This is a genomic window from Falsiroseomonas sp. CW058 (genome assembly GCF_050563535.1).
Classification (GTDB): Bacteria; Pseudomonadota; Alphaproteobacteria; order Acetobacterales; family Acetobacteraceae; genus Falsiroseomonas.
In genome coordinates, this window is record NZ_JBNXUO010000046.1 from 20,453 (window position 1) to 29,700 (window position 9,248).

Sequence of the window (9,248 nt, forward strand, 5' to 3'; positions counted from 1 at the left end):
CCCCATGAACCGCCTCCTCGACGGCTACCGGCGCTTCCGCGAGGACACCTGGCCGCAGCAGCGCGCCCGGTTCGAGGCGCTGGCCGCGCAGGGCCAGCGGCCCCGCACCATGGTCATCGCCTGTTCCGACAGCCGCGTGGACCCTCAGATGATCTTCTCCGCCGCGCCGGGGGAGCTGTTCGTGGTGCGGAACGTGGCCAACCTGGTGCCGCCCTACATGCCCGACGCCGCCTTCCACGGCACCAGCGCGGCGGTGGAATTCGGCGTGCGGGTGCTGGGCGTCGCCAACCTCGTGGTCATGGGCCACGCGCTGTGCGGCGGCATCCGCGCGCTGCTGGACGGCGTGCCGGCGGCGGCGGGGGATTTCGTGGCCGGCTGGATCGGCATCGCGGAACAGGCCCGCCAGGCCGCCTTCCGCTGCGACACGCCCGAGGCCGCGCAGGAAGCCTGCGAGCACGAGGCGGTGCGCATCTCCCTCGCCAACCTCATGACCTTCCCCTGGGTGGCGGAAGCGGTGGCGGCCGGGCGGCTCGCGCTGCACGGGGCGCATTTCGGGGTGGCCACGGGGCGGCTGGTGCTGCTGGACCCCGCGACGGGCGCGTTCCGGCCGGCTTGATCCGTGCGAGACTCGCCCCCGCGACTCGGGGAGGCTGCCGCCCGCATGAGGATTCCGCACGTCCCGGTGGCGCCCCGGCGCCGCCGCCCCTGACATGCCCGACTGGCTTCCCCCCGCCCTGATCGCATCGGCGGTGCTGGCCGCTGGCCTGCTGCTGCTCGCCGCGTGGCGCGGCCGGCGGGCCGACGACCTGGCGCGGCTGTCGGCCGGGATCGAGGCGCTGGCCGCCGCGCAGGACCGCCTGGCCGCCCGCACCGAGGACCGGCTGCGTGAGCAGGAGCGCGCGCTGGCCGCGCGGCTCGACCTCGCGGCGGAACGCACGCAGGAGACGGCGGGCGCGATCCAGCAGCGGCTTGCCGTCATCGATGCGGCGCGCGCCAACCTCGAGGCGCTGGGCGGGCAGGTCACCTCGCTCGCCGCCGTGCTCGGCAACAAGCAGGCGCGCGGCGCGCTGGGCGAGGTGCAGCTGCGCGAGCTGATCGCGGACCGGCTGCCGCCCGACGGCTTCCGCTGGCAGCACACGCTTTCCAACGGCACGCGCTGCGACTGCCTGGTGACCCTGCCCTTCCCGCCCGGCCCGATCGTGGTGGACAGCAAGTTCCCGCTGGAATCCTGGGCCGCGATGCAGGACGGCGACAGCGCCGCCGCCCGCCGCCGCTTCGCCGCCGACATCCGCCGGCATGTCGACGACATCGCGACGAAATACCTGATCGCGGGGGAGACGGCGGAAGGCGCGCTGATGTTCCTGCCGTCCGAGGCGGTGCACGCCGCCCTGCAGGCGCGCTTCGCCGAGCTGGTGGCCGAGGCCGCGCGCCGGGGCGTCCACATCGTCGGCCCCTCCACGCTCTGGGCCGTGCTGAACACCATGCGCGGCCTGCTGCGCGACGCCCGGCTGCAATCGGAGGCCCGGCGCATCCGGGGCGAGGTCGAGAAGCTCGCCGAGGAGACGGCACGGCTGGAACGCCGCGTCGCCGCGCTGCGCGTCCACCACGCCGCGATGGGCCAGGACATGCGCGAGATCGAGACGACGGCCGAGAAGATCGCACGCCGGGGCGAGGCGATCCGCGCCCTCGACATCCCCGACGAGGCACCGAGGAGGGCGGCGGAGTGACCGCGCTCCAGCTGCAATCTGCGGTCGGCCTGCTGGCGCTCTGCCTGCTCGCCTGGCTGCTCGGCGGCTGCCGGCGGCCGGTGCGGTGGCGGGTGGTGGGGGCTGGGCTGGCGTTGCAGGTCGCTCTCGCCGCGGCGCTGCTGCACGTCCCGCCGCTGCGCGCCGCCTTCGCGCTGCTGGGCGACGGCGTGGCCGCGCTGGCGGAGGCGACGCGGCAGGGCACGGCGCTGGTCTTCGGCTATCTCGGCGGCGGCCCCCTGCCCTTCGCCGAGGTCAGGCCGGGGGCCAGCTTCATCCTGTTCTTCCAGGCGCTGCCGCTGGTGCTGGTGGTGGGGGCGCTGTCGGCCGTGCTGTACCACTGGCGGGTGCTGCCGGCCGTCGTCTCCGTCCTCTCGCGCGGGCTGCGCGGCGCGCTCGGCCTCGACGGCGCCACCGCCTTCGCCACCGCCGCCAATGTCTTCGTGGGCATGGTGGAGGCGCCGCTGCTGATCCGGCCCTGGCTGGCGAAGCTGTCCCGCGCGGGGCTGTTCGTGGTGATGACCGGCGGGCTCGCCACCATCAGCGGCAACATGCTGGTGGTCTATGCGCTCATGATCTCGCCCGTCGTGCCCGACGCCGCGGGCCAGTTGCTGACCGCGAGCCTGGTCGCCGCCCCCGCGGCGGTGCTGGCCGCGCTGCTGATGATCCCGGAGACGGGGGCGCCGCCCGCGGCGGAGGATGCGGCGCCGCCGCGGCTCTACGACAGCACGATGGACGCGGTCGTGCGCGGCACGGGCGACGGGCTGACGCTGCTGCTCGGCATCATGGCGATGCTGGTGGTCTTCGTGGCGCTGGTCGCGCTGGCGAACATGGCGCTGGAGCCGCTGACGGGGCTGACCCTGCAGCGCGTCGCCGCACTGGCCTTCTGGCCGCTCGCCCTCGCCATGGGCGTGCCGGCGGAGCAGGCGGGCATCGTCGCGCAGTCGCTCGGCGTGAAGGTGGTGGTGAACGAGTTCGTCGCCTATCTGGAGATGGCGTCGGGCGGCGGGCTCGGCCTCGATCCGCGCTCGCGGCTGATCCTTGCCTATGCGCTCTGCGGCTTCACCAATTTCGGCTCGCTCGGGATCATGCTCGGCGGCCTCGTCTCGATGTGCCCGGAGCGGCGGGAGGAGATCGTGCGGCTCGGCCTTCCCTCCCTCGTCTCGGCCAGCATCGCCTGCTGCATGACGGGCGCCGTGGTGGGGATGCTGACACCCCCCTGAGGGCGCGGGCCGCGCCCCCGCTGGCCGGCTGAACCCCGCGCCGCCCGGGGCGTTTCCCACCCGACGCGGCAAGCCCGCCGCGGGAATGAAGGGAGACGCCGCATGGACAAGGACCGGATCGCGGGTGCCGCCAACAAGGTGAAGGGCAGCATCAAGCAGGGCATCGGCGAGGCCACGGGCGATGCGAGCCTGGAAGCCGAGGGCCGGGCCGACAAGGCCAAGGGCAAGGTGCAGAGCACCGTTGGCGGCGCCAAGGACGCGGTGCGCGACGCGATCGACGGCAAGGACCGGATCTGAATGAAGAAGGCCGGGAGGGGTCGCCCCTCCCGGCCTTTCTCATGTCGGTTGCGGCAGGCGCCGGTTCAGCGGCGCAGGCCGAGGCGGCCGATCAGGCTCTCGTAGCGTGCCCGGTCCTTCCGCTTCACGTAGTCGAGCAGGCCGCGGCGCTGGCCGACCAGGACCAGCAGGCCACGACGGCTGTGGAAGTCCTTGTTGTGCGCCTTCAGGTGCTCGGTGAGGCTGGCGATCCGCTCCGACAGCAGGGCGACCTGCACCTCGGGGCTGCCGGTGTCGCCGGGCTTGACGGCATAGTCCTTGATAAGCGCCGCACGGCGCTCCGCGGGGATCGACATCGCGAACTCCTTCGCGTTGGGGGTCAGGAATCGCCCGCCGGCGCATCGCCGGGGCCGTTCTGGATCAGCCGCTCGGGCTGCATCCATCCGGCTTCCAGGCGGCACAGCCCGAGCAGACGCCCCCCCGCCATCGCGCGCAGCAGGCCCCCTTCGGGATCGGCTTCGCGGGGAACCCGGCCCATCAGGTCCACCAGGCTGATCGCCTGGCCCTGCATGAGACGGGCGGCCTCGTCCTCCGTGACGGCCAGTGCCGGGATGTCGGCCAGCGCGGTCGTCACCGGAAGCAGGAGGTCCGGGGAAGGGGGCGGGGTATCGCCCGAAGCGGCGACCCTGTCCAGGGGAATCGCGTGCTCCTCGCGGAAGGGGCCGACCCGCAGGCGCCGCAGCGCGGCGATGTGCCCCACCGTGCCGCAGGCCCGCGCCAGGTCCCGCGCGAGGGAGCGCATGTAGACGCCCTTGCCGGATTCGACGTGGAAGATGGCGGTGTCGGCATCCACCCGCTCCACCAGGTCGAAGCGGTCGATGCGGGCGGGCCGCGGCGCGATCTCCACCGCCTGGCCTTCCCGCGCCAGGTCATAGGCGCGTTCGCCGCCAATTTTGATGGCGGAATAGGCGGGCGGGACCTGCATGATGTCGCCGCGGAAGGCGGGCAGCGCCGCCTGGATCTCCTCGTCCGTCGGGCGCGCGTCGGAGGTGGCGGTCACCTGGCCGTCGGCGTCGTCGGTGTCCCGCGCCTCGCCGAAGCGCAGCGTGAAGCGGTAGGTCTTGGTGCCGTCCATGACGTAGGGGACGGTCTTGGTGGCCGCCCCGAAGGCGACCGGCAGCAGCCCCGTCGCCAGCGGGTCCAGCGTGCCGCCATGCCCGGCCTTCTGGGCATCGAAGGCGCGCTTCACGCGGTTGACCACATCGGTGCTGCCGATGCCGGACGGCTTGTCGATGATGAGCCAGCCATCGAGCGCGACGCCCTTCGGCTTGCGGTTCGGCCGCCCGCCGGGCCGGCCCGGCCCGCGCCCGCCCCCATGGCGGCCGCCGTTCCGGCCGCCGCCATGCCCGCCACCGCCGGGACGGCCACGGCCGCCACGGTCCACGATCTCGCTCATCCAGGACTCCAGTCGCACTCTGCTCCCCTCCCCGCCGGTGCGGGAAGGGTCGGGGGGCGGCGCCGTCGTCGCGCTGCCGGCCTGCCGCGGCCCACCATCGAAGGGCGGGCCGTTAGCACGGAACCGGCAGCCGCATCACCCCGCCGCGAAGGCGGAGCTGGCCAGATTCTTGTCCTTCGCCTCCACCTCCAGGTCCGTCCAGGCCAGATGCGCGCGCGCCCAGGCCGCATGGGCGGGGTTCCAGAGCCGTGCGGAATGCGCCCGCAGGTCCCGCGCGGTGACGCCCGCGGCCAGCAGCGCGGCGTGGTCGGGCAGCGCGTCGCCGGTCAGCGCCGCGTGTTCCTCGCGCGGGGCGCTGACATGCGCCATCGGCCGGATGCCCCGCCAGGACGCCGCGACGGGGGCGATGCGCGGGTCGTCGGGCCGGACGTACTCCCCCGTCGCCACCCAGTGGTGGTGCAGGTCCAGCACCACGGGCAGCGTGTCCGCCAGCGGCAGCAGGTCGTCGAGGCCGTAGGCCACCTCGTCATTCTCCACTGTCAGCAGGCCGCGCGCGGCTTCCGACAGGCGGGCGAAGCCGGCGCGGAAGGCGGCGATGCCCGGCGCCTTCGCGCCGCCATGGATGTTGATGTGCGTCCCCCGCCGGTGCCAGCCGCCGGCGAGGCCGAGCAGGCGGAACAGCTCGGTGTGGTACTCGATCTCGTCGATCGAGCTGTCCAGCACCTCCGGCCGGGTGGAGGTCAGCAGGCAGAACTGCCCGGGATGGGTCGAGAGCCGGACATCCCCGGCCGCCGCCAGCGCGCCGACGGGGGGGAACAGCGCCTCCACCACCTCGCGGATCGCGGGCTCGTCGTAGAGGGGGCGGGTCTCGGGGTGGGTGTAGGTGGGCAGGGCGTGGCTGGCGATGCGCATGGCGCGCTGGCCGGGCGGCAGGGCGGCGGTCAGCGCCACCTGGCGGCGCAGGGCGGCGGCGTTGTGGCGCAGCAGCTCATGCAGCTTCTCGACCCGGCCAGCGGGCGGCAGGCGCAGCAGGGCGCTGACGGTCGTGTCCCGGAAGTTGAAGGCCTTTGCCTCCTTCTCCGGCAGGTCGGGGCTGAGCCAGTTGCAGACCCAGCCGATGCGGGGCTGGTCGGGCGGGGGCGGGAGGTCCATCGCGCGCCAACGCGGCGGGGCGAGCAGGGTTACGCGCCGCGGCCGCCGCGGGACGCCGGGGCCACGCCGGCGTTCAGCCGCCATGGTGCCGCATCCCGCCCCCGCCACCCCACCGCCCGCCGCCGCCGCCGCGCCGGGGAAGCAGCCCTTCGACATCGACGAGGTCTTCGCGCGCCTGCGCGCCGCCACCGCGGCGCTGCCCCCGGCCGCGATGTTCGACCTTCGGGACCGCGGCCACGGCTCGCCCTTCGAACAGCTCGTCGCGGCACTGGTCTCGGCCCGCACCCGCGACGAGACGACCATCCCCGTCTGCCTGCGCCTTTTCGCCCGCGCGCGGACACCGGCGGCCATGGCGGCGCTGGATGAGGCGGAGATCGCCCGCCTGCTGGACGGCGCGACCTTCCCCGAGCCGAAGGCGCGCGACATCCGCGACCTGTCCCGCCGCATCGCCACGGAGCATGGCGGCGAGGTGCCCGGCACGGCGGAAGGGCTGATGGCCTTCCGCGGCGTGGGTCCGAAGATCGCGGCGCTGACGCTCGGCGTCGGCTTCGGGCGGGCGGCCATCTCGGTGGACATCCATGTCCACCGCATCGTCAACCGCTGGGGCTACGTGGCGGCCCGCACGCCCGAACGCACGCAGGAGGCGCTGGCCCGCACGCTGCCCCGGCGCTACTGGATCGAGATCAACGAACGCCTGGTGCCCTTCGGCAAGCGGGTCTGCACCGGCGAACGGCCGCGCTGCTCCACCTGCCCGTTGCTGAGCCTGTGCCGGCAGGTGGGCGTCACCGCGCAGCGTTAGGGATCAGCCCTCGTCCTGTTCCGCCGGCGGCGCGGGCTGCGGGCCAAGGTCGCGCTGCACCTCCGGCCGCTTCATCACCGCATCGATCTTCATGGCGTAGTCCAGCGCCGTGTCCGGCTGGAAATGCAGGTCGGGGGCGTATTTCAGCCGCACGGCGCGCGACACCTCGCGCCGCAGGAAGGGCGAGACGCGCCGCAGGCCGGCGAACTGCGCCTTGGTCAGGTCGCGGCCGAGCCCGCTGACGAAGGCCGTCATGTGCTTGAGGTCCGGCGAGGCGCGGACCTCGGTGACCGTGACATGCAGGTCGTGCAGGTCGGGGTCGTGGAAGGTTTCCCGCGTGAAGACGGCGGAGAGCGCGTGGCGCACCTCCTCCGCGACGCGCAGCTGCCGCTGCGAGGGACCTTCGGCGCCACCCTTGGGCGCATGCTTGCGGGCCATTGCGGGCCTCCTTCAACGCAAGGGGGCGCGGCCCACCGGACCGCGCCCCCCGCCGTTCCAACCAGGTGGCGCGATCAGAGCGTCGCGGCCACCGTCTCCGTCTCGTAGCACTCGATCTGGTCGCCCACGCGGATGTCGTTGTAGTTCGTGAAGCCCATGCCGCATTCGTAGCCGGACGTCACTTCCTTCACGTCGTCCTTGAAGCGCCGCAGGGTCGACAGCTCGCCCTGATGGATGACCACGCCGTCGCGCAGCAGGCGCACGCCGCAGCCGCGCCGCACCACGCCTTCGGTCACGCGGCAGCCGGCGACGTTGCCGATGCGCTTGACCTCGAAGACCTGGAGGATCTGCGCGTAGCCCAGGAACTTCTCGCGCTGCACGGGCGCGAGCTTGCCGCGCACCAGCTCCTCGATGTCGTCCGCGACCTCGTAGATGATCGAGTAGTAGCGGATCTCCACCCCGTCGCGCTGCGCCAGCTCCCGCGCCTGCGCGGTCGCGCGGACGTTGAAGGCCACCACCACCGCGTCCGACGCCTTGGCGAGCTGGATGTCCGTCTCGGTGATCTGGCCGACGCCCGAATGCAGCACGCGGACGCGCACCTCCTCGTTGCCGATCTTGCCGAGCGTGACGCCGATCGCCTCGGAGCTGCCCTGCACGTCCGCCTTGACGACGACCGCGACCTCCTTCTGCTCGCCCGCCTGGATGCGGGCCAGCATCTCGTTCAGGCTGCCGCGGCCGGCGCCGATGGCGGCGACCTGCTTCTCCCGCGCCTTGCGGGTGCGGAACTCGCTGATCTCGCGCGCGCGGGCCTCATCATCGACCACGACGAAGCTCTCGCCCGCCCCCGGCACGCCGGAGAGGCCGAGCACCTCGACCGGGGCCGACGGGCCGGCTTCCTTGGACTGCCGCCCCTTGTCGTCGAGCATCGCGCGCACCCGGCCCCATTCGGCGCCGGCCACCACGATGTCGCCCTGCCGCAGCGTGCCCTTCTGGACCAGCACGGTCGCCACCGGGCCGCGGCCGCGATCGAGCTTGCTCTCGATCACGGTGCCTTCGGCGCCGCGGTCGGGGTTGGCGCGCAGGTCCAGGATCTCGGCCTGCAGGCTGATCGCCTCGAGCAGCTTGTCGAGGTTGATCTTCTGCGTGGCCGAGACCTCGATCTCCTGCGTCTCGCCGCCCAGGCTCTCCACCACGATCTCGTGCTGGAGCAGTTCCTGGCGCACGCGGTCGGGCTTCACGCCGGGCTTGTCGATCTTGTTGATCGCCACGATCAGCGGCACCTCCGCCGCCTTGGCGTGGGCGATCGCCTCGATCGTCTGGGGCATCACGCCGTCATCGGCCGCCACCACCAGCACCACCATGTCCGTCACCGACGCGCCGCGGGCGCGCATGGCGGTGAAGGCGGCGTGGCCGGGGGTGTCGATGAAGGTCACGCGGTCGCCCGACGGCACCTGCACCTGGTAGGCGCCGATGTGCTGGGTGATGCCGCCGGCCTCGCCCGCCGCCACGTCCGTCTTGCGGAGCGCGTCGAGCAGGCTCGTCTTGCCGTGGTCGACATGGCCCATGATCGTCACGACCGGCGGCCGCGGCGGCATGTCCGTGTCGGTGTCCTCCTCGGCCACCAGCCCGATCTCGACGTCGCCTTCCGCCACGCGCTTCACGCGGTGGCCGAATTCCTGGACGACGAGTTCGGCCGTGTCGGCGTCGATGGACTGCGTCAGCGTCGCCATCACGCCCATGCGGAACAGCGCCTTCACCACCTCGCCGCCACGGGCGGCCATGCGGTTGGCGAGTTCCTGGACGGTGATCGTCTCCGGCACCACCACGTCGCGCACCACGCGCTCGGCGCCGGAACGGAGACGGGCGAGCTCCTGCTGCCGCCGCTCGCGCTCACGCGCGCGGCGGACGGAGGCGATGGAGCGCGTCCTCTCGTCCTCGCCCTCGATCGCGGCGTTGACGTCGATGCGGCCCTCGCGCCGCCGGTCGGAGGGGACCAGCGTCTTCTTGGCCGGCGGCTGCACCGGCTTGCGCGCGGCGGCCGAAGGCGGGCCGGCGCGGCGGCCGCGATCGTCGTCGCCGTCGTCGCGGGTCGTGCGCGGACGCAGCGTCAGCTTGGACGGCGCGGTGACGTCGCCGGGCGGCGCGATGGTCGGCACGGG

At 73.5% G+C, this 9,248-nt stretch carries 10 protein-coding genes; 5 read left to right on the forward strand and 5 right to left on the reverse strand.

Going from position 1 to position 9,248, the window contains the following annotated elements:
- Positions 1-4 precede the first annotated feature (4 nt).
- The 4 genes from ACK8OX_RS23415 (at position 5) to ACK8OX_RS23430 (ending at position 3,265) form a co-directional block, all read left to right on the forward strand.
- Positions 5-616 (forward strand): carbonic anhydrase, encoded by a 612-nt coding sequence (locus ACK8OX_RS23415; protein WP_430666688.1) that lies wholly within the window; start codon positions 5-7, stop codon positions 614-616.
- Positions 617-710: 94 nt separating this feature from the next.
- Entirely contained in the window at positions 711-1,727 is a 1,017-nt protein-coding gene (locus ACK8OX_RS23420; protein WP_430666689.1) for a DNA recombination protein RmuC, read from the forward strand.
- Positions 1,724-2,968: a NupC/NupG family nucleoside CNT transporter gene (locus tag ACK8OX_RS23425; RefSeq protein WP_430666690.1), complete on the forward strand. Its 1,245-nt coding sequence runs from the start codon at positions 1,724-1,726 to the stop codon at positions 2,966-2,968. The genes ACK8OX_RS23420 and ACK8OX_RS23425 overlap by 4 nt, the downstream gene beginning before the upstream one ends.
- 102 nt (positions 2,969-3,070) lie before the next feature.
- A complete protein-coding gene (locus tag ACK8OX_RS23430) occupies positions 3,071-3,265 on the forward strand; it encodes a CsbD family protein (RefSeq protein WP_430666691.1) in 195 nt (64 codons plus the stop codon).
- Positions 3,266-3,330: 65 nt separating this feature from the next.
- Here ACK8OX_RS23430 and rpsO read toward each other — a convergent pair whose 3' ends face one another.
- The 3 genes from rpsO to ACK8OX_RS23445 all read right to left on the reverse strand — a co-directional run bounded on the left by rpsO (position 3,331) and on the right by ACK8OX_RS23445 (position 5,852).
- On the reverse strand, positions 3,331-3,600 hold the full coding sequence (gene rpsO, locus ACK8OX_RS23435; protein WP_430666692.1) for a 30S ribosomal protein S15: 270 nt from the start codon (positions 3,598-3,600) through the stop codon (positions 3,331-3,333).
- A 23-nt stretch (positions 3,601-3,623) separates the two neighbouring features.
- Positions 3,624-4,700, reverse strand: a complete 1,077-nt coding sequence (gene truB / locus ACK8OX_RS23440; protein WP_430666693.1) for a tRNA pseudouridine(55) synthase TruB — start codon at positions 4,698-4,700, stop codon at positions 3,624-3,626.
- Positions 4,701-4,835: 135 nt separating this feature from the next.
- A complete protein-coding gene (locus ACK8OX_RS23445; protein ID WP_430666694.1) occupies positions 4,836-5,852 on the reverse strand; it encodes a hypothetical protein in 1,017 nt (338 codons plus the stop codon).
- 82 nt (positions 5,853-5,934) lie between these two features.
- Between ACK8OX_RS23445 and ACK8OX_RS23450 the strand changes: the two genes are divergently transcribed.
- Positions 5,935-6,651, forward strand: a complete 717-nt coding sequence (locus ACK8OX_RS23450) for an endonuclease III domain-containing protein (protein ID WP_430666695.1) — start codon at positions 5,935-5,937, stop codon at positions 6,649-6,651.
- A gap of 3 nt (positions 6,652-6,654) precedes the next feature.
- Here the strand turns inward: ACK8OX_RS23450 and rbfA are convergent, their stop codons facing one another.
- Positions 6,655-7,089 carry a 30S ribosome-binding factor RbfA gene (rbfA, locus tag ACK8OX_RS23455; RefSeq protein ID WP_430666696.1) on the reverse strand — a complete coding sequence of 145 codons (435 nt, stop codon included), beginning with the start codon at positions 7,087-7,089 and terminating at the stop codon, positions 6,655-6,657.
- Positions 7,090-7,163: 74 nt separating this feature from the next.
- On the reverse strand, positions 7,164-9,248 hold a 2,085-nt coding region (gene infB / locus ACK8OX_RS23460; RefSeq protein ID WP_430666697.1), incomplete at its 5' end, for a translation initiation factor IF-2.

Coding starts and splice junctions, on each gene's coding strand:
- ACK8OX_RS23415 (WP_430666688.1), top strand. CDS start 5: ATGAACCGCCTCCTCGACGGCTACCGGCGCTTCCGCGAGGACACCTGG.
- ACK8OX_RS23420 (WP_430666689.1), top strand. CDS start 711: ATGCCCGACTGGCTTCCCCCCGCCCTGATCGCATCGGCGGTGCTGGCC.
- ACK8OX_RS23430 (WP_430666691.1), top strand. CDS start 3,071: ATGGACAAGGACCGGATCGCGGGTGCCGCCAACAAGGTGAAGGGCAGC.
- rpsO (WP_430666692.1), bottom strand. CDS start 3,600: ATGTCGATCCCCGCGGAGCGCCGTGCGGCGCTTATCAAGGACTATGCC.
- truB (WP_430666693.1), bottom strand. CDS start 4,700: ATGAGCGAGATCGTGGACCGTGGCGGCCGTGGCCGTCCCGGCGGTGGC.
- ACK8OX_RS23445 (WP_430666694.1), bottom strand. CDS start 5,852: ATGGACCTCCCGCCCCCGCCCGACCAGCCCCGCATCGGCTGGGTCTGC.
- ACK8OX_RS23450 (WP_430666695.1), top strand. CDS start 5,935: ATGGTGCCGCATCCCGCCCCCGCCACCCCACCGCCCGCCGCCGCCGCC.
- rbfA (WP_430666696.1), bottom strand. CDS start 7,089: ATGGCCCGCAAGCATGCGCCCAAGGGTGGCGCCGAAGGTCCCTCGCAG.